Origin of the sequence: Hafnia psychrotolerans, from assembly GCF_014639435.1 — a bacterium.
GTDB classification, from domain to species: Bacteria; Pseudomonadota; Gammaproteobacteria; order Enterobacterales; family Enterobacteriaceae; genus Ewingella; species Ewingella psychrotolerans.
Genome location: NZ_BMFZ01000015.1, coordinates 42982 through 61248, shown reverse-complemented (window position 1 = coordinate 61248; position 18267 = coordinate 42982). Strand labels below are relative to the sequence as shown.

The window sequence follows — 18267 nt, the reverse complement described above, 5'->3', positions numbered from 1 at the left end:
TCTTTTAGAACTCGCAGGATCTGAGTTTCAGTGAAACGCGCTTTCTTCATGATGAGCCTCCCAATGGTTGTATTTTAACCAGAGAACTCTATCAAGCAGTAAGACTAAATTCAGGAGGGACTACACAATGACGAAGTGAACCCTAAGCAAGTAAGTGCATCAAATGACGTTTACTTGGTTATATCACTAGATTAAAATAGTGGCGTATTGACGCTATTTTGATTCATTAGTTCTTAACAACATGGTTGAAATTTTAGGTGATTTTGGCCTGAACGCCAGCGAACAAAAGACGCCGATCTTGTTGTCCGAACCGTTAAAGCGTTCTTCGATACTGACAACGTATCAACGAATCTTCTGAATTAAGATCATGACGTCGGTCAAACTGGCAGGAGTTTTTATAAGGAACCGATATACGACATTGGATGAACGTCTATATCAAATGGGATAAATAATCATTTTTTATATGAATGAGTTATTCCTTAAGGAAAAATGGAGGCTGTATGAATATGGACTTGGATATTTCTATTTCAACTGGGCGTTTTAGAAAGTTAAGAGAGTGGAACAGAAGGAAGAATTACTTCATCAAAGAAGTAAAAGTTAGTATTAAAATATATATTGCAAAGCTTATCTGGGATAAGCGTAGTAAAAGCGTGTTTGATATCAAGTGTGTCAAAACCATACTGCTTCTGCGCAATGAGGGAACCATTGGAGATGTGGTGGTTTCTACTCCACTCGTGAAGTGTCTTCATGAGTCTGGTTATACCGTCGATTTATTACTTACAAAATCAAGTAGCGTCGCTATGAAACATAACCCCTATGTGAGGCATGTCTACGAGGCAGGTGACTGTAACAATGAAGTTTTTTTGAAAAGATTTAGCCATACCGTGGCAGGTCCGACAATTAAAACGTTGAGTGAAAATAATTATGACCTTGTGGTTGATCTCTGTTTGTTTGATACCCCGGTGCATAGGATGATGCTTTTCCGAGACATAAACGCAAGGTATGTTCTTGGATTTAATAAATGGAGTAGCATTAACCACTACAGCAAATCCATTTCATTTGAAAATGGTAAGGAACATGTAACAAAAGCCATTTCTTTGGTGGCTCATAAAATGGGACTTAACCTTACAAACCATCATGCCTATGACCTGCATATCCCTGATATTATCATCAGTGAGGTGAAAAAATATTTCAATATGTGGGAGGATAAAATTAAAGTTATTATTAATGTTTTCACTGGAAGCCCAGAGAGAAACTTGTCTCAAGAACAACTATCCCAAATCATTGGGATGCTTAACGAAGAATCAAATAACATAATTTTTATTGTTCTTGATCACAGAAAAGAACTCGATATGCCTCTTCCTGATAACGTTATTATAAATCCATTTAATTCGCTACATCACGTCATGGCATTAATTCATGAGGCTGATATGGTTATATCTCCAGACACTTCGATTGTGCATATTTCTGCAGCATGGAAAAAACCACTGGTTTGCGTTTACAAAAATATAACGGACAATAATGATTTGTGGGCGCCTGGTTATAAAAATGCAAGTCAGATTATTGTTAATAAAAGAAAAATATCTGATATGGAGAGTGTTCCTGAACTTATATTGCACGAGATAAACAAAAGAGGTTTATTAACTCATCGAGGGACGTGACGATCAGTTATGCTTTATTTTTTCGGCTGAATTTTATTGAATTAGCATCGACAACTCATAAGGGATAGTACTACCAAGTTTTTTTGCTGCTAACAGAGTGTGATCTCATCGGAAAGGAATTGTCCTGATCGTTTGATACTCAAGTAAGATAATGAATAATATACTAAAATTTATAAATCCAGGATAGGTGCTCCCACATTAGTACAAGGTTAGATTAGATAATGCTCGGAACGGTGGTGGTCTAAGTTTGGAGATAGATAGTCTGGATCACTTTCGTTCCTAGCAGCTTTCCGGCGTAACGGAGAGCTGCACCAGCCTGTATATCCAGAGGCGTATCGACACTTAAAATGACAGAGTCAATGATGTCAGCAGAGGGTATCCCAGCAATTTCCACAACGACTTATGCCCTGTTTGAGCCGGCATATCTAAACTAACCGTCTGAATCCTCTACTGGTATAGCAACTTCCCTGGCCTGAGTGATACATCACTCCCGCCGGTTTACCCCGTAAGGCCAGCGTTTACCTGTCCAGGTATTCCACTTCATACACACTGATATGTCGATTTAGATAGACGTTGGTTTGCCTTGAGTAATCGAGAGCTGGCCTTATGCCTGGTAATTATTGGCTTTGATAGATTTGAATGGATGTTGCTGGAAGTGATATTGGAGCGGGTGAAGAGAATCGAACTCTCGTATGCAGCTTGGGAAGCTGCCGTTCTACCATTGAACTACACCCGCATCGGTATGCGAGGTGCATTATAACGGGTTACGGCAGCGGAGCAAGGCGTGATTGTCGATAAGCGCTGGAGTTTTAAGCAGTTAGCGTGTGACGTGATCCTGAACATGAAAAAGGGCGCCTGAGCGCCCTTTTGTGATGTCTTTTGAGGCTTATTTCTGTGTCTGCGGACGCATCGCTGGGAACAGGATAACGTCGCGAATGGTGTGGCTATTGGTAAACAGCATAACCATGCGATCGATACCAATGCCAAGACCTGCTGTCGGTGGCAGGCCGTGTTCCAGTGCTGTCACGTAGTCTTCGTCATAGAACATCGCTTCATCGTCGCCTGCATCTTTCGCAGAAACCTGATCGGCAAAGCGCTGCGCCTGGTCTTCTGCATCATTCAACTCGGAGAAACCGTTACCGATTTCACGGCCACCGATGAAGAACTCGAAGCGGTCAGTGATTTCCGGGTTTTCATCATTACGACGAGCCAGTGGTGAAACTTCTGCCGGGTATTCAGTGATGAAAGTAGGCTGAATCAGTTGCGCTTCTGCGGTTTCTTCGAAGATCTCAGTCACAATACGGCCCAGACCCCAGCTCTTCTCAATGTTGATACCGATGGACTCTGCAATTGCCGTCGCTTTCGCCAGGTCGTCGAGATCGGCAACGTTAGTTTCTGGACGGTATTTGCAAATCGCGTCACGCATAGTCAACTTGGCAAACGGCATGCCGAAATCAAACGTCTGCTCACCGTACTGCACAACACTGCTGCCCAGAACCTTTTCTGTCAGCGTGCGGAACAATGTTTCGGTCAGTACGATCAGGTCTTTGTAATCCGCGTAGGCCATATAGAGTTCCATCATCGTGAACTCTGGGTTATGGCGCGGAGAAACGCCTTCGTTACGGAAGTTACGGTTGATCTCGAATACGCGATCAAAACCACCCACCACCAGACGCTTCAGATACAGTTCCGGCGCAATACGCAGGTACATGTCGATATCAAGCGCGTTGTGATGCGTGATGAAAGGACGTGCCGCAGCACCGCCAGGGATCACCTGCATCATTGGGGTTTCGACTTCCATAAAGCCGTTTTCCACCATAAAGCTGCGAATGCCAGCCATGATCTGTGAACGAATTTTGAAAGTCTTGCGCGATTCATCATTGGCGATCAAGTCAAGATAACGTTGACGGTAACGGGTTTCCTGATCGGCCAGGCCGTGGAATTTATCAGGCAATGGGCGCAGCGCTTTGGTGAGCAGACGCAGTTCAGTACAGTGAATCGACAGTTCGCCGGTCTTAGTTTTAAACAACTTGCCGCGTGCACCCAGGATGTCACCCAGATCCCACTTCTTGAACTGCTCGTTGTAAACACCTTCGGCCAAATCGTCACGGGAAACGTAAAGCTGAATACGTCCTCCCATGTCCTGCAAGGTCACGAAAGAGGCTTTGCCCATGATACGACGGGTCATCATGCGGCCACCGACGGTGACTTCAATGCCTAACGCTTCCAGCTCTTCGTTCTCTTTGCTGTCATATTTGGCATGAATGTCGTCAGAAATACTGTCACGACGGAAATCATTAGGAAAAGCGTTGCCGGTTTCGCGCAAGGCGGCCAGCTTCTCACGACGGGCTTTCAGCTCGTTGTTAAGATCCGGCACATGTTCTGCGCCCTGCACTTTTGGTTGCTGTTCAGACATTTTGGTTCCTTATAACCCGGCTTTCAAACTGGCTTCGATGAATTTATCCAGGTCGCCATCCAAAACGGCCTGCGTATTTCGCGTCTCAACGCTGGTGCGCAGATCTTTAATACGCGCATCATCGAGCACGTATGAACGGATCTGGCTGCCCCAGCCGATATCAGACTTATTGTCTTCCAGTTGTTGCTTATCAGCATTTTTCTTTTGCATCTCATACTCATAAAGCTTGGCTTTCATCTGCTTCATGGCCTGATCTTTATTTTTATGCTGTGAGCGGTCGTTCTGGCACTGGGTGACTATGTTAGTGGGAAGGTGAGTAATACGCACCGCAGATTCTGTTTTGTTGACGTGCTGACCGCCCGCACCTGACGCGCGGTAGACATCGATTCGCAAGTCGGCAGGATTGATTTCGATCGCAATGTCGTCGTCTACTTCCGGGTACACAAACGCGGAGCTGAACGACGTATGGCGACGGCCGCCGGAGTCGAACGGACTCTTACGTACCAGACGGTGAACGCCGGTTTCCGTACGCAGCCAGCCGAAGGCATAGTCACCAATGATTTTGATGGTGGCAGATTTCAGGCCTGCGACTTCGCCGTCAGACTCTTCAATCACTTCCGTTTTGAATCCTTTGGCCTCAGCCCAGCGTAGGTACATGCGCAACAACATGCTGGCCCAGTCCTGGGCTTCTGTCCCACCTGAACCCGCCTGAATATCCAGATAGCAGCTGGCGCTATCATATTCGCCAGAGAACATGCGACGGAATTCTAGTTGCTCAAGTTTAGCCGTCAGAGTATCGAGTTCTTCCACAGCTTCATTGAAAGTTTCTTCGTCATCGGCTTCAATCGCCAGTTCCAGCAGACCGGATACATCATCACGGCCCTGGGTCAGTTGGTCGATGGTTTCGACAATCGCTTCCAGCGTGGAACGTTCTTTACCCAGCGCCTGTGCACGTTCAGGTTCGTTCCAGACATCCGGCTGTTCGAGCTCGGCGTTTACTTCTTCGAGGCGTTCTTTCTTGGCATCATAGTCAAAGATACCCCCTGAGGACGTCAGTCCGCTCAGTCAGGTCCTGAATACGGTTTTTTACCGGATTAATTTCAAACATATTTTTTCACGTCTTACGTTGATTCGGAGCTGGCCCAATGCCATTCGAACCGCCAATTCTAACGGAATTAGCAGCGAGTTTATAGCAAGTTGCCGTTTTTTTAGCGCCGTTTATTTATCTTTGCCACAAGAGGTAAAGAGGCTTATTTCGGCCATAAATGCTGAATAATTAACTGAACGCTGCGGTTGCCACGATATTCATTAATATCCAGGCGGTAAGCCAGTTCAACTTCACGCACGCTACTATCCGGCCAGAAGGTCGGATCGATATTAAACGCAATACCGTCAAGCAACGGCCCGCCACCAATAGGTTCAATCATCAACTTCAGGTGGCGCTCTTTGAGCAGTTTTTGTTGCAGAATGCGAAAGCGACCATCAAAAGTCGGTTCTGGGAAAGCTTGCCCCCAGGGCCCGCCGTCACGCAGTATTTCGGCAGTATCGATAGTCAGCTCTTTACCCGCCAGTTCGCCATCTGACCAGATGACCCCTTCCAGGTGCGAAGGATCCAGCCATTCGCCCACCAACTCAGCAAAGCAGGCGCGGAATTGGTCAAATTTGCTCTCTTCAAGCGACAGCCCCGCCGCCATGGCGTGCCCGCCAAACTTCATGATCAGCCCAGGATTGAGCGTATCGATGCGCTCCAGCGCATCGCGCATATGTAAACCGGCAATCGAACGACCCGACCCTTTAAGAATGCCATCACCGGCAGGGGCAAACGCAATCACCGGCCGGTTGAAGCGCTCTTTCAGGCGGGAAGCCAGAATACCGACCACGCCTTGGTGCCACTCAGGATGGTACATGGCCAGCCCATAAGGCAGTTCGTCGCTGCTGCTTTCCAGCTTGTCACACAACGCCAGCGCCTCAACCTGCATTCCCTGCTCGATTTCACGGCGGGTCTGATTCAGCGCATCCAGGTCGCTGGCCAGAGCACGAGCCTGTGCAATGTCATCACTGAGCAGCAATGCCACGCCGATCGACATATCATCCAGACGCCCGGCCGCGTTCAGACGCGGCCCAAGCGCAAAACCCAAATCACTGGCACCGAGCGTTCGTGCCTCGCGGTTGGCGACTTCCAGCAAAGCACGAATACCCGGACGGCATTTCCCCGCGCGAATACGGTTCAATCCCTGATAGACCAAAATGCGGTTGTTAGCATCGAGCGGCACGACGTCAGCTACAGTGCCGAGCGCAACTAAATCCAACCATTCGGCCAGATTCGGAATCGGCAGCCCTTTCTCTTCGAACCAGCCGCTTTTATGCAATGCGGCACGCAGTGCCAGCATTAAGTAGAACGCTACACCAACCCCCGCCAGTGACTTGGAAGGAAATTCGCAGCCGTGCAGGTTAGGGTTAATGATGGCTTCGGCGGCAGGCAGCGTCTCGCCCGGCAAGTGGTGGTCAGTGACCAACACCTGAATGCCCTTCTCGTGCGCGAGGTCTACACCTGCGTGCGACGAAATGCCATTATCGACCGTCAGGATCAGCTCCGCCCCCCGCGCAGCGGCCTGTTCGACAACTTGCGGGCTAAGGCCATAGCCGTCGTCAAAACGGTTAGGCACCAGGTAATTTATCTCGCTGCACCCCATGCTACGCAAGGACAGTACAGTAAGGGCGGTACTGGTCGCGCCGTCGGCATCAAAATCGCCTATCACGATAATACGCAGACGATCCCGCAGCGCCTTTTGCAGCAGAACCACGGCCGTGTCCATACCATCAAGCCGCTCATAACCCAGCAGCCCGCGCACGCCGCGCTCCAGCTCTTGCGGGTTCTGAACACCACGCGCGGCATATAACCGTCGCAATAAGGGAGAGAGTTCGGCCGGAAGGGAAGTACCGTCAGCAGCCTTACGGCGGCGAAGTTGGGTCAGCAAAGTCACGTAAAATCAACCACCGGTTTTGTTTGAAACATCTTGAGCATCGAGCATCGCAGCCATCTCTTTTGGCGGCTGATAGCCTGGGATCATCGTGCCGTCTTCCAGCACAATAGCCGGGGTTCCGGACACACCAAATTGCACACCCAATTCAAAATGTTTAGCAATATTGGTTTTACAGCTGGCAGGAGATATTTCATCACCACGCATGGCAGCATCGAGAGATTGCTTGCGGTTACCAGTGCACCAGATGGACTGCATATCTTTTTCAGTTTTAGAGTTCAGACCCTGACGTGGGAACGCCAGATAACGCACGGTGATGCCGAGATCGTTATAGTCCTGCATCTGTTGATGCAGTTTGTGGCAGTAACCGCAGGTGATATCAGTGAACACGGTGATCACGTGCTTTTCGTTTTTAGCTTTGTAGATGATCATCTCGCTTTTCAGCGCATCAAGCTTAGTGATCAACGCTTTATTCGTCACGTTGACTGGCTGCGCGCCGCTGACGTCGTACATCGGGCCTTGCAACACGTGTTTACCATCGTCGGTGATGTAAATCACACCATTCTCTGTGCTCACCGCTTTCAGACCAGCAACGGGAGAAGTCTGGATCTCGGCATTTTTCATGCCCAGTTTATTTAGGGTTCCCTGGATCGCCGCATCGTCAGCCTGAGCAGTGGTGGTCATACTCGCGGCCAGTAACGTTAACAGCATTAAACCTTTTTTCATCATTGGGTCCTTTATCCGTCCGCATTTAAGCGCGGGGATGATGTTGTTGATGCAGCAGTCTGAGCCTTTCAGTCGCTACATGAGTATAAATTTGGGTGGTCGATAAATCACTGTGCCCCAATAGCATTTGTACAACACGCAGGTCCGCTCCGTGATTCAGTAAATGCGTGGCGAAAGCGTGCCGGAGCACATGGGGAGACAGCCGTTCAGCATCAATATTGGCAAGGATCGCATAGTGTTTGATGCGATGCCAGAAAGTCTGCCGGGTCATTTTCTGCGCACGGTTGCTGGGAAACACGATATCCAGAGACACGCCGTTAAGCAGCCATGGCCGCCCGTGCTCAAAATAGTACTCAATCCAATACACGGCTTCTTCACCGAGCGGCACCAGCCGTTCTTTATTGCCTTTACCGATAACCCGCACTACCCCTTGGCGCAGACTGAGATCACTGAGCGTCAGCCCGACCAGTTCAGATACACGCAATCCGGTGGCATACAGCAGCTCAAGCATGGCTTTGTCACGCAGTTCAAGGGGAATATCTATGCTGGGAGATCCCAGGAGTGCATCGACCTGCGCCTCACTGAGATCCTTGGGTAAACGCTGTGGCAGTTTCGGTGAGGATAATAGCGCAGTCGGATCATCGTGGCGCAAAGATTCCCGATTCATATACTGAAAAAGGCGGCGCATCGCGCTAAGCAGACGGGCTGAACTGGTGGCTTTGTAGCCCCCTTCCACTCTTTCTGCGAGGAAAGATTTTAGGTTATCGGCCTGGACATGCAGCAAGTCAGTTTCGTGATGATGCAGCCATCCGAGCAGCGATTTTAAATCCTGACGATAAGATGCCAGCGTATTTTCGGCGAGATTCCGCTCGATCCATAGCATATCCAGAAACTGCTCACACAGAGCCTGATCATAGTCGGCATCGGACACGTTGATTCCTTATTTCATTCAAACGCTGTTTCATTAGGTATAGAATGCACCCCATTCACATTCTTATGACGTTGCGGCAACAAGCATGAAAATTGGTCTCTTTTACGGCTCAAGCACCTGTTATACCGAAATGGCTGCGGAAAAAATTCGCGAGATCCTCGGTGAAGAGCTGGTCGATTTACACAATTTAAAAGATGTCGATCCGGTCAAAATGGAAGAGTACGACATTCTGATCCTCGGCATCCCAACCTGGGATTTTGGCGAAATTCAAGAAGATTGGGAAGCGGTGTGGGATAAGCTCCCGACGCTGAATCTGCACGATAAAATCATCGCCATGTACGGCATGGGCGATCAATTTGGTTACGGTGAATGGTTCCTCGATGCACTTGGCATGTTATACGACAAATTAGTGCCGCTTGGCGTACAGTTCATCGGTTTTTGGCCAATCGAAGGCTTTGAATTCACCAGCCCTAAACCTCTGAGCCCGGATGGCAAACACTTTGTCGGGCTTGCGTTAGATGAGGTTAACCAGTTCGATCTCAGTGACGAACGCCTGCAAGCGTGGTGCGACCAAATCCTGCTGGAGATGGATGCTTTGTTGGGCTAAAACGACGTCAGTGGATCTCTCTTTCGGGTTGCGCATTAAGCAATAGTTGGCGCAACCGACGCCACTCTTCCTGACTCATGCTGTCGGATGCCAGCCAAAGCTTCCGTCGCGACCGGCGCATCGCCTGACGTAGTCCGCCTTTGCGCTTCTCGCGGTGCAAAGACAGTAATATTCCGCTGTCGATCATCCAGACCGGTTGTTTGATCACCCACTCCTCGTGCTGCCAAATCAGCCGGTTGTTATCGAGCAGACTGATCACGCCATGCCGCGAGGTGATCCTCCGTTGGCTCCGGATACATTCGAATATCACCACCAACAACAGCGTCATCCATACCGGCCAATAACCTGCAGGCCATGGCGCGAGCAAAATCGCCAGCATTATTCCGCCATGAATACCCAGCGACATGAGCTGACTGCGCCATGAAACCCGTAAATCACATTGCCACAGGGCCACGGTCTTTATTTCGCTTCTGAATGAGAGCCACCATGCGCTGTAATTCGACGTCCTGAGGTTCGCCGTGATTCATCAACCAGTTAAATAAATCGGGATCGTCGCAAGTAAGCAGGCGCGCAAACAGCACCTTGTCAGTGTCATCAAGGCTGTCATATTCGTGTTCGAAAAACGGCATGATGGAGATATCCAGTTCACGCATACCGCGACGGCATGCCCAGTGAATACGGGATCTGTTATGAATGTCCAGTGGGGTTTTGCTTTCCATAAGCTGACTCTTTTTTTAAGGTACATTGACAATGTTTTTTATCGGTCGGAGAGGATTCTAACAGCCCAGGCGCCCTGTGCGTAACCTTTACATGCCCCGATGTTCACTTCCCCATCACGCATCTCAAAAATCCAGGACATTTTCATGTCACAAAGAGATTCGCAGCGAGGCATCCCGTAAATGGCATAAATTGAGTTTGCAAAGCGGGCGGGCTCTTTTACCATGAGGCTAACCGTTCATTTCTCTCAGCCCAGGATTGCATTATGGCGTACACATTTCCGTTTCCACCGCAAAAACCTTCGGCCTCTTCTCATCTGCCGCTGACCTTAATTTCACTGGAAGACTGGGCAATGGTCTCCATGACCGGCGCCGATACGATGAAATATTTACAGGGTCAGGTGACTGTCGATGTCGAAGCCCTCGCGCCAGACCAGCACACGCTTTGCGCCCACTGTGATGCGAAAGGCAAAATGTGGAGCAACATGCGTCTGTTTAAGCGCGGTGACGGCATGGCGTTTATAGAACGCCGTAATCTGCGCAACCAACAGATGACCGAAATGAAGAAGTATGCCGTATTCTCAAAAGTGACCTTTACCGAAGATGATGACGTGGTGCTACTGGGTGTCGCCGGTTTCGAGGCCAGTAATGCGCTGAAAGATCTGTTCTCTACGCTGCCGAGCGCAGAACAACCTGTCGTGCAGCAAGATGAAAGCACGCTGCTGCATCTGTCGTTGCCCGCCGAGCGTTACCTGATTGTCACCAGCCCCGAAAAAGCACAACAAGTGGTGGAAGAGTTGGGCGAGCATGCTCAGCTCAATGACAGTCAGCAATGGCTTGCGCTGGAGATCGAGGCCGGTTATCCAGTGATTGACACCGTCAACAGCGTAAAATTTATTCCGCAGGCCACCAATATTCAGGCGCTGGACGGCATCAGTTTCACCAAGGGTTGTTACGCAGGCCAGGAGATGGTCGCCCGCGCCAAATATCGCGGTGCCAATAAACGTGCGCTCTACTGGTTAGCCGGTCATGCCAGCAAACTGCCTGCCGCCGGGGATGACCTGGAGTTACAGCTGGGGGAGAATTGGCGCCGGACAGGCAGCATACTGGCCGCAAGTCAGCTTAACGATGGCAGCATATGGGTGCAGGCCGTGCTGAATAATGACCTTGAAACCGACGCCAAACTGCGCGTGCGGGATGACGCCGCCAGTCAATTAAGCATTCAGCCGTTGCCGTATTCGCTGGTTGAAGAAAAGTGATTTAAACCCTACTCGCTGGGCCCCATACGGGATGCCCAGCGAGAAACTAGAGATAAAAATACACGGCAAAAAAGTGACATGCGCATCCGCCAAGCACGAACCCGTGCCAGATAGCATGACCAAAGGGAATTCGCTTCGAGGCGTAGAAAATCACCCCCAATGTATAGAGCAAACCACCTACCGCCAGTAAAGTAACACCGCCTGCCGACAACCTTACCGCCAGTTGATAAATCACAATCAGCGACAGCCAGCCCATAGTCAGGTAAGTCACCAGTGACAGCACCTCAAATCGGTGAGCAAAGGCCATTTTGAAGATCACCCCAAACAGCGCCAACCCCCAAATCACTGCCATCAACCCCTTTGCCAGCGGTGAGTTTAGCCCGACCAGCAAGAATGGCGTGTAAGTTCCTGCGATCAAAATATAGATGGCACAATGATCGAGTTTTTTTAGCCAATATTTGGCTTTTTCGTGCGGGATCGCGTGATAAAGCGTTGAGGCAAGAAACAGCAAAATCATGCTGCCGCCGTACAGGCTGTAACTGGTTATCGCCACTATACCGGCGTTTTCGGCCGTTGCCTGTACCAGCAACAGCACTAATCCTACGATACCCAACACTAACCCCACGCCGTGGCTCAGGCTGTTGGCGATCTCTTCAGCCCAGGGATAATCCTGACGCACTGTTTTACTCATAAATTCACAATTCCCGAAAGTAATGATGGAGAAAAACGCCTTATTAGAACGGTCAATAAATAGACCTGTAAAGTAGATTAACTGAGAACTATTCCAGTGTACACGTGTACGCTAAAATTAGTATTAACTGATGTAACCGCCTCTCTTCTTGATATTTATTTAATGTTTAAATTCTTGTTAAGCAATTATAAATACTCACTTTATCGACAAGATCGATATATCACTGATTCCCATGGGCTTCGATCCGTCATGCATAAACATGATTTTTGGGCATCATCGGATTATCGTATAGCCCAATAATCCGAAAATGATGTCAACAATGATTGAGGTTTGAATATGTCTGAAGCTTCTCCCACGCTGAATTTCGGCACAATGACCGAAGTTTTTCAGTTCCTGATGGAAATCGACAAACTGAAAAGCGTGCAACGCCGCACTAAAGTTCTCGGAACTCAGCGGCAAGAAAACTCCGCGGAGCACAGCTGGCATTTCGCCGTCGCCGCCATGACTCTTGCTCCCTACGCACCAAAAGATGTCGATATTCAGAAAGTGATCCGTATGGCGTTGTTGCATGACATCGTAGAGATCGATGCTGGCGATGTGCTGGTGTATGACCTCGCTGCACGCGCAGCCGTACACGACCAGGAAGTGCTGGCCGCCAAACGTTTGTTTGGCATGTTGCCAGCACCGCTGAACCAGCAGTTTCTCGACTTATGGAACGAGTATGAAGAAGGTGAGACGCCGGAGGCATGCTTTGCGCTGGTGATTGACCGCATTCTGCCCGTGGTGATGAATCTGAATAATCAAGGCCAGAGCTGGGTGGAAAATAACATTCGTCTGGAACAGGTATTGGCGCGCAATGCATTCATCGGCGACATTAACCCTGAATTGTGGCAACACGTGCGTGGCCATCTGGATAATGCCCACGCGCAGGGCTGGTTGAAGTAACGCCTGGCGTTTAACGCTAAAGTGCCAAAGAAAAAGCCCCAAGACTATGAATCTGGGGCTTTTTTATTCGCTCATTGAATCTCTTATAAACTTACTTCGGTACGCTCAATGCGGTGGAATCGACGTAAGGTTTCATGATGGCATCGGCTTTCTGTTGCGCAGCGGCGGCAGCGTCTTGCGGCGTCAACTTAGGATCATTGACTAGCGCCCCCAGCTGGTTTTCCATCGCCTGACGCACCGCAACGGTTTCATAAGTCGAATACCACGGATAGGCATATTTCAGCTGTTTCAGCGCGATACCGGCACGGGGATCGTTTGCCAAATACGCTTTCATTTCCGGTGTGTCATAAGACGCCATACGCGGTGAAAAATACCCGGTAAAACGGCTCCATGCCCCGTTCACTTTCGGGCTAACCATATACTGTAGGAAGGTATAGGCTGCCTTTTTCTGATCTTCCGAGATCCCTTTAAAGCTCACCAGGCTTGCGCCGCCGATGCTTACGCCATTGCGTATTTTTTGCGGCATCATCGCAACGCCCAACTCAAAGTCCTTGGTATTTTCCCGCATAAAGCCCAACGCGCCGGTACTGAGCATGGTCATACCCAGTTTGCCGGAAAAGAAGGAGGCACTGATCTGCTTGGAATTAAGCACCCCAGCTGGCATCACTTTGTCGCGATAAACCAGATTCTGCCAGAACTGCAATGCACCCACCGTCGATGCCGTGTTGTAATACACTTCGCCCGGATAGTCGGCATTGGCATACTGGCCGCCGTTGGCGCGGGTCAGCGCGGATAAGATCCAGCCGCCGTAATCATCATTGGTTGACGGCAACATAATGCCCCACTGCCCCTTAGCCTGGTCGGTCAGCTTTTTGGCATCTTCCAGCAGTTGGTCCCAGTTTTCCGGTGGTGCTGAAATCCCCGCTTTGGCAAACAAGTCTTTGTTGTAATAGAGAATCGGCGTCGAATTATGGAACGGAATGGCGTAAGTCACACCATTAAGTTGGGCGTTCTGGCGCAGGGCTGGCCAGAAGTTTTCAGTCAAAAATGGCGTGGCTTTCTGGTCACCATATTTGAACAAATCGTCCATCGGCAGGATCTCACCCTTAATCGCCAGGTCTGTCGTGAAGTTAGCTGACATGATCGCCAGCGCCGGAGGTTGGCCTGACTTGGCGGCGGCTTCGGCTTTGACTTTAGTGGTGTCGTAGTTGCCGGTAAAAATACCACGCACTTCGATATCATTTTGCGATTCATTGAATTCTTTGATAACGCGGGTCATTTCCATGGTCAGTTTGCCGTCAACTGGCGCGGGAAACATGAAATCGATATTTTCTTTGGCGGATACAGAGCCTACGGCGATAAAGCCGATGGCCAGCGTCAGCACGTGCAATTTATGCTTGTTGGTACAACGCATGGTGATTCTCCCGGTGACTGTGTTTTAAATTCAGCTGGTTTTGGCCTGAAAAAAGATGAAGGTCGTGCAAAGAGAAGTACAAAGTGATGCGGTCGCCGGGTTGTGGAATATCCCCGCTATTTTCCCGCAACTGGTTTTTACGAACGTAACGAATTTTCCCAAGCGCCGTGTCGGCGTGGCACAAATACTCCGCGCCGAGCAGTTCGCGATAGGTCAGCGTGGCCTGCAATTGCAGACTCTCGCCTTCCACCGGCTGATCACTGATGTGTTCGGGTCTGATGCCCAGATACACCTCGTTGAGCGCCTGTGAGATTTCTGTCTGCGGCAACTGCACTGGCTGGTTTTCTACCGTCAGCACGCCATCGACGCATGGCAGCAAGAACAGGTTCATCGACGGCGTACCAATAAACCCAGCCACAAACAGATTCGCCGGATGGGCATACAGCGTTTCTGGCGCGCCGATTTGTTGCAGATGGCCTTTATCCAGTACGGCGATCCGGTCCGCCATGGTCATGGCTTCCATCTGGTCGTGGGTGACGTAGACCGTGCTGGTTTTCAGTTGTTTATGTAGGGCCATAATGCCGTCGCGCACTTCGGTACGCAGCCGTGCATCAAGGTTCGATAAGGGTTCATCCATCAGAAACAACTTCGGGTCACGCACAATCGCGCGCGCCATCGCCACACGCTGACGCTGACCACCGGAGAGTTTCCCCGGTTTTCTGTTCAGCAGCGGCTCCAGTTGCAACAACCCCGCCACCCGATCAACCCGCGCGCGGTGCAACGCCTTTGGCTCATTACGCATCCGCATGCCAAAAGTGATGTTCTGCTCGACGGTCATGTGTGGGAACAGCGCGTAGTTCTGAAAGATCATTGAGAAGTTACGCTCACGCGGTTCGAGCGTGGTGATATCTTCGCCATCTTGCAAAATTCTGCCGTCGCTGACCTGCTCCAGCCCAGCCAGCAGGCGCAATAAGGTGCTCTTCCCGCAGCCCGATGGCCCCACCAGCACCAAAAATTCACCATTGGCAATCTCCAGCGACAGATTATTCACCGCCGTGCTGCCCTCAAACTGCTTGCTGATATTTTCCAGACGAATGGCCGACATAGCGTTAATCATCCACCGGGCAGCTAATGGCCGCATCGTATAGATAAGGCCCTGAATACTGCGACAGAGGATGCAGGTAACTGACCAGCCCGGTTTTCTCCACCAGCCGGTGCATGACGCAAGCGGCGGGCTCAAGGTTATAAAACGGTGCAGGGTTGTCATGATAATAAGGAACCTGATGCACCGTACTTGGGATGGTCGTGATGATCGCCTGCTTGTATTGGGTGAAAATCAGCCGATGCGTATGGCCGCAGAACACGCGGCATAGCGCAGGAAAACGGTCAATCAGCGCCAGCAGTTCGTCGCCGTTCTCGCAAGAGATCACGTCCATCTGCGCCGAACCGACCTTCACGGGTGGATGATGCATAAATACAGTTGTCGGTTTGTCGCCGCCCTGTTCAAGCTGATCTTCCAGCCACGCCAGCGTTTCAGCTGTCAGGAACCCTTTCGATTCGCCCGCCAGACTGCTGTCGATAAACAGTAAACGCATGTCGAAATCATCCACCGCATAATGCATATTTTGCGGATCATGTCCGAGATGTGGGCACAACGGATACATGGCATCCAGAAACTGCGCCTTGTCATCGTGATTACCGGGAATGATGTACAGTGGGTAGTGCAAGTTCTGCAAGGTGCGGCGCGCCACCAAATACTCCTGCGCCAACCCGCAGTTCACGATGTCACCGGTGATCACCACCGCATCAGGCTGCTCTTCCAGCGCATTCAGATGGTTGACGACCTCCGCGTTACAAGCGTTGACGTCGATAAAATCATATAACTTGCGACCTTCACTGCGAAAATGCATATCGGAAATTTGTGCGAGAAACATCGGTAACCTCTTTATTTGATGACAGTTTATTTAATGCCTGAAAAACCGAAGCTTTTAAGAAACTGTTTTTGAAAAATAATGAACGCCAGCATCAGCGGCAGACAGACCATCAGCGTACCGGCGGTGATAAGCCCCCACTGGCCGCCGGACTCCGCACCCATCGCGAAGGACACCAGCCCGATGGTCAGCACCTGTTTATCCGGGTCGTTAAGCACCATCAGCGGCCAGAGATATTCATTCCAGTGGTAAGTGATACTGACCGTGGCAAAAGCCAAAATGGCTGGCCATGACATCGGGATGAGTACGCGGAACACCACCTGCCACCAACGGCAGCCCTCCATCAAGGCGGCTTCTTCGATTTCACGCGGGATACTGAGGAATGCCTGTCGCATCAGAAACACCCCAAACGCCGAAGCAAAGTACGGCATCATCACGCCGGTCAGGGTATTGAGGAGACCGAACTGTTTGAGGATCATCATGTTCGGTACCATCATGATCACCGGCATGATCATCAGTTGGATCAGCAGCAGGTAGAACAGCGTTTGTTTGCCGCGAAATTCGTGATAGGCGAAGACATAACCGGCGGTGGTGATGGTCACCAACTGAACCAGAAAGGTGCCGAACGAGAAGAAAATTGTGTTGGCATACAGACGCAGCCAGTCGGCGCTCTCCCAGGCATCCTGGAAGTTTTGCAAGGTCAGCGGAAAACGCGGCAATAAAGAGGCCATACCAGGCCCGAAACTGTTTGCGCTAAAGGCGGCTGAAATCATCCAGATAAAAGGCGCGATCCACAGCAGTGCGGCACACACCAGTAACACCGGCAGTGTGGAGCGTCGTGCACCTCGCAATAATAAAGAGGGCGCACGGCTGCGTGTTTTAGCGGTGAAGAGCAGGTTATTCGAGGTTTCAACGCTCATAGTGCGCCCCTCTTTCCAGTACCCGCAGGTTCATCACCGAGAATCCAAACAGCAAAACCAGCGTCAGGAAGGTCGCCGCCGAAGCTTTGCCTAAATCGTGTGTGTCGTTAGCGAGGCTCTGGATGTAATAAAGCATCACAGTAGTGGCATTGTTCGGCCCGCCCTGGGTCATCACCGATACGTGGTCAATTTGGGTGATGGCGTAAATCAGCGCGATGGTGACCACAAAACTGATGGTCGGGCGCAGCAGCGGTAGTGTGATGTAGAAGAAAGTCTGCGTGCGCGATGCACCTTCCATGGTGGCAGCTTCACGCGCCGACGCGGGAATGGCCTGCAATCCGGCGAGGAAAAACAGCATGTAATAACCGGCGAATTTCCACACGCCAATGACGCTCAGTGCAATCAGCGCGCTGTCGCTCATGCCGAGGTAATTATTGTTCATCGGGCCGAAGAGTTTCGCCAGGTAGTAATCGAGCAGGCCCATGCCCGGCATAAAAATAAACAGCCATAAGGTCGCGGCACTGACCAACGGGATAATCATCGGGAAGAAGAACGCGGTGCGTAACCAGCGGTTGAGTGAAGTGTTCTCCCACAGCGCCACCGCCAGCAGTAACGCCAACACAATGCCGGGAATAACCGTCATCAGGATATAAGCGAGATTATTCAGCAGTGCACGCCAAAATACGTTGTCCTGTAGCAGCCGGACATAATTATGTAAGCCAGCAAACGGCGGCGTATCGGAATTCAGACGGCTGTCATACAGACTGTCCATCGCCGACTGAAACAGCGGGTAATAGGTGAATAAAAACAGAAAAATCAGGGTGGGCAGTAGCACCAAATAAGGAAACAACGAACGGCGCATCTCTTGTTACCGGTCAGTCAAACAAGGTGCCTACCCTAAGCGCTCTTCATGTCAGTTATGTGGCAATGATGTGATGGTTTCTTGTATAAAATCAGATGAATGTTACTGAACAAAATAGAGGTGTAGACTTCTGTATCTCGCACTGATTTAGCCCAGCGAACAACCTCCCTTAAAAATAACGGTAAATTATTACTTTAAAAAAATCAC

Annotated in this window: 17 protein-coding genes and 1 tRNA gene; 4 read left to right on the top strand and 14 right to left on the bottom strand. The window is 50.2% G+C overall.

The annotated features are described in order from the left end of the window. Positions 1 to 500 precede the first annotated feature (500 nt). Positions 501 to 1661, top strand: coding sequence for a glycosyltransferase family 9 protein (locus IEV89_RS20480; protein WP_188475363.1), 1161 nt, complete (start codon positions 501 to 503; stop codon positions 1659 to 1661). 662 nt (positions 1662 to 2323) lie between these two features. Here the strand turns inward: IEV89_RS20480 and IEV89_RS20475 are convergent. The 6 genes from IEV89_RS20475 to xerD form a co-directional block, all read right to left on the bottom strand. Continuing rightward, a tRNA-Gly gene (locus tag IEV89_RS20475) sits at positions 2324 to 2397 on the bottom strand. A 150-nt stretch (positions 2398 to 2547) separates the two neighbouring features. Then, on the bottom strand, positions 2548 to 4077 hold the full coding sequence (gene lysS / locus IEV89_RS20470; protein ID WP_188475362.1) for a lysine--tRNA ligase: 1530 nt from the start codon (positions 4075 to 4077) through the stop codon (positions 2548 to 2550). Positions 4078 to 4086: 9 nt separating this feature from the next. Further along, positions 4087 to 5185, bottom strand: a protein-coding gene (gene prfB / locus IEV89_RS20465) for a peptide chain release factor 2 (protein WP_188475361.1) whose coding sequence is annotated in 2 segments (ribosomal slippage) — positions 4087 to 5109 and positions 5111 to 5185 — 1098 coding nt in all. Because the reading frame shifts where the segments join, the coding sequence is not laid out codon by codon here. Between the two features lie 142 nt (positions 5186 to 5327). Continuing rightward, positions 5328 to 7061 (bottom strand): single-stranded-DNA-specific exonuclease RecJ, encoded by a 1734-nt coding sequence (gene recJ / locus IEV89_RS20460; protein ID WP_188475360.1) that lies wholly within the window; start codon positions 7059 to 7061, stop codon positions 5328 to 5330. A 6-nt stretch (positions 7062 to 7067) separates the two neighbouring features. Then, positions 7068 to 7784 (bottom strand): bifunctional protein-disulfide isomerase/oxidoreductase DsbC, encoded by a 717-nt coding sequence (dsbC, locus tag IEV89_RS20455; protein WP_188475359.1) that lies wholly within the window; start codon positions 7782 to 7784, stop codon positions 7068 to 7070. A gap of 25 nt (positions 7785 to 7809) precedes the next feature. Continuing rightward, entirely contained in the window at positions 7810 to 8715 is a 906-nt protein-coding gene (gene xerD / locus IEV89_RS20450; RefSeq protein ID WP_188475358.1) for a site-specific tyrosine recombinase XerD, read from the bottom strand. A gap of 85 nt (positions 8716 to 8800) precedes the next feature. Here xerD and fldB point away from each other — a divergent pair, with 85 nt between their 5' ends. Further along, positions 8801 to 9322, top strand: coding sequence for a flavodoxin FldB (fldB, locus tag IEV89_RS20445; protein ID WP_188475357.1), 522 nt, complete (start codon positions 8801 to 8803; stop codon positions 9320 to 9322). Positions 9323 to 9329: 7 nt separating this feature from the next. Here fldB and IEV89_RS20440 read toward each other — a convergent pair whose 3' ends face one another. Together IEV89_RS20440 and sdhE are read right to left on the bottom strand one after the other, a co-directional pair. Continuing rightward, entirely contained in the window at positions 9330 to 9776 is a 447-nt protein-coding gene (locus tag IEV89_RS20440) for a protein YgfX (RefSeq protein WP_188475356.1), read from the bottom strand. Next, on the bottom strand, positions 9757 to 10023 hold the full coding sequence (sdhE, locus tag IEV89_RS20435) for an FAD assembly factor SdhE (protein WP_188475367.1): 267 nt from the start codon (positions 10021 to 10023) through the stop codon (positions 9757 to 9759). The genes IEV89_RS20440 and sdhE overlap by 20 nt, the downstream gene beginning before the upstream one ends. A 281-nt stretch (positions 10024 to 10304) precedes the next feature. Between sdhE and ygfZ the strand changes: the two genes are divergently transcribed. Beyond that, positions 10305 to 11297 (top strand): tRNA-modifying protein YgfZ, encoded by a 993-nt coding sequence (gene ygfZ / locus IEV89_RS20430; RefSeq protein WP_188475355.1) that lies wholly within the window; start codon positions 10305 to 10307, stop codon positions 11295 to 11297. Between the two features lie 46 nt (positions 11298 to 11343). Here ygfZ and trhA read toward each other — a convergent pair whose 3' ends face one another. Further along, a complete protein-coding gene (gene trhA / locus IEV89_RS20425; protein WP_188475354.1) occupies positions 11344 to 11988 on the bottom strand; it encodes a PAQR family membrane homeostasis protein TrhA in 645 nt (214 codons plus the stop codon). A gap of 336 nt (positions 11989 to 12324) precedes the next feature. Between trhA and IEV89_RS20420 the strand changes: the two genes are divergently transcribed. Then, positions 12325 to 12933 carry an HD domain-containing protein gene (locus IEV89_RS20420; protein ID WP_188475353.1) on the top strand — a complete coding sequence of 203 codons (609 nt, stop codon included), beginning with the start codon at positions 12325 to 12327 and terminating at the stop codon, positions 12931 to 12933. A 91-nt stretch (positions 12934 to 13024) separates the two neighbouring features. On the opposite strand, the gene IEV89_RS20415 is transcribed toward IEV89_RS20420, so the two are convergent. Genes IEV89_RS20415 through IEV89_RS20395 form a run of 5 tightly spaced genes read right to left on the bottom strand, consistent with a single transcriptional unit; the run spans position 13025 to position 18060 of the window. Beyond that, positions 13025 to 14347 carry an ABC transporter substrate-binding protein gene (locus IEV89_RS20415; protein ID WP_188475352.1) on the bottom strand — a complete coding sequence of 441 codons (1323 nt, stop codon included), beginning with the start codon at positions 14345 to 14347 and terminating at the stop codon, positions 13025 to 13027. Next, positions 14325 to 15452: an ABC transporter ATP-binding protein gene (locus IEV89_RS20410; protein WP_188475351.1), complete on the bottom strand. Its 1128-nt coding sequence runs from the start codon at positions 15450 to 15452 to the stop codon at positions 14325 to 14327. Before IEV89_RS20410 ends, IEV89_RS20415 begins: the two co-directional genes overlap by 23 nt. A 4-nt stretch (positions 15453 to 15456) precedes the next feature. Continuing rightward, entirely contained in the window at positions 15457 to 16281 is an 825-nt protein-coding gene (gpdQ, locus tag IEV89_RS20405) for a glycerophosphodiester phosphodiesterase GpdQ (protein WP_188475350.1), read from the bottom strand. Between the two features lie 26 nt (positions 16282 to 16307). Next, positions 16308 to 17198: a carbohydrate ABC transporter permease gene (locus IEV89_RS20400; protein WP_188475349.1), complete on the bottom strand. Its 891-nt coding sequence runs from the start codon at positions 17196 to 17198 to the stop codon at positions 16308 to 16310. Next, positions 17188 to 18060 carry a carbohydrate ABC transporter permease gene (locus IEV89_RS20395; RefSeq protein ID WP_188475348.1) on the bottom strand — a complete coding sequence of 291 codons (873 nt, stop codon included), beginning with the start codon at positions 18058 to 18060 and terminating at the stop codon, positions 17188 to 17190. The genes IEV89_RS20400 and IEV89_RS20395 overlap by 11 nt, the downstream gene beginning before the upstream one ends. Between the last annotated feature and the right edge of the window lie 207 nt (positions 18061 to 18267).

What these genes read in the sequence shown, in the direction of transcription:
- IEV89_RS20480 (WP_188475363.1), top strand. Translation starts at nt 501, where the DNA reads ATGAATATGGACTTGGATATTTCTATTTCAACTGGGCGTTTTAGAAAG.
- gpdQ (WP_188475350.1), bottom strand. Translation starts at nt 16,281, where the DNA reads ATGTTTCTCGCACAAATTTCCGATATGCATTTTCGCAGTGAAGGTCGC.
- IEV89_RS20415 (WP_188475352.1), bottom strand. Translation starts at nt 14,347, where the DNA reads ATGCGTTGTACCAACAAGCATAAATTGCACGTGCTGACGCTGGCCATC.
- trhA (WP_188475354.1), bottom strand. Translation starts at nt 11,988, where the DNA reads ATGAGTAAAACAGTGCGTCAGGATTATCCCTGGGCTGAAGAGATCGCC.
- dsbC (WP_188475359.1), bottom strand. Translation starts at nt 7,784, where the DNA reads ATGAAAAAAGGTTTAATGCTGTTAACGTTACTGGCCGCGAGTATGACC.
- lysS (WP_188475362.1), bottom strand. Translation starts at nt 4,077, where the DNA reads ATGTCTGAACAGCAACCAAAAGTGCAGGGCGCAGAACATGTGCCGGAT.
- fldB (WP_188475357.1), top strand. Translation starts at nt 8,801, where the DNA reads ATGAAAATTGGTCTCTTTTACGGCTCAAGCACCTGTTATACCGAAATG.
- ygfZ (WP_188475355.1), top strand. Translation starts at nt 10,305, where the DNA reads ATGGCGTACACATTTCCGTTTCCACCGCAAAAACCTTCGGCCTCTTCT.
- IEV89_RS20395 (WP_188475348.1), bottom strand. Translation starts at nt 18,060, where the DNA reads ATGCGCCGTTCGTTGTTTCCTTATTTGGTGCTACTGCCCACCCTGATT.
- IEV89_RS20400 (WP_188475349.1), bottom strand. Translation starts at nt 17,198, where the DNA reads ATGAGCGTTGAAACCTCGAATAACCTGCTCTTCACCGCTAAAACACGC.
- IEV89_RS20410 (WP_188475351.1), bottom strand. Translation starts at nt 15,452, where the DNA reads ATGTCGGCCATTCGTCTGGAAAATATCAGCAAGCAGTTTGAGGGCAGC.
- IEV89_RS20420 (WP_188475353.1), top strand. Translation starts at nt 12,325, where the DNA reads ATGTCTGAAGCTTCTCCCACGCTGAATTTCGGCACAATGACCGAAGTT.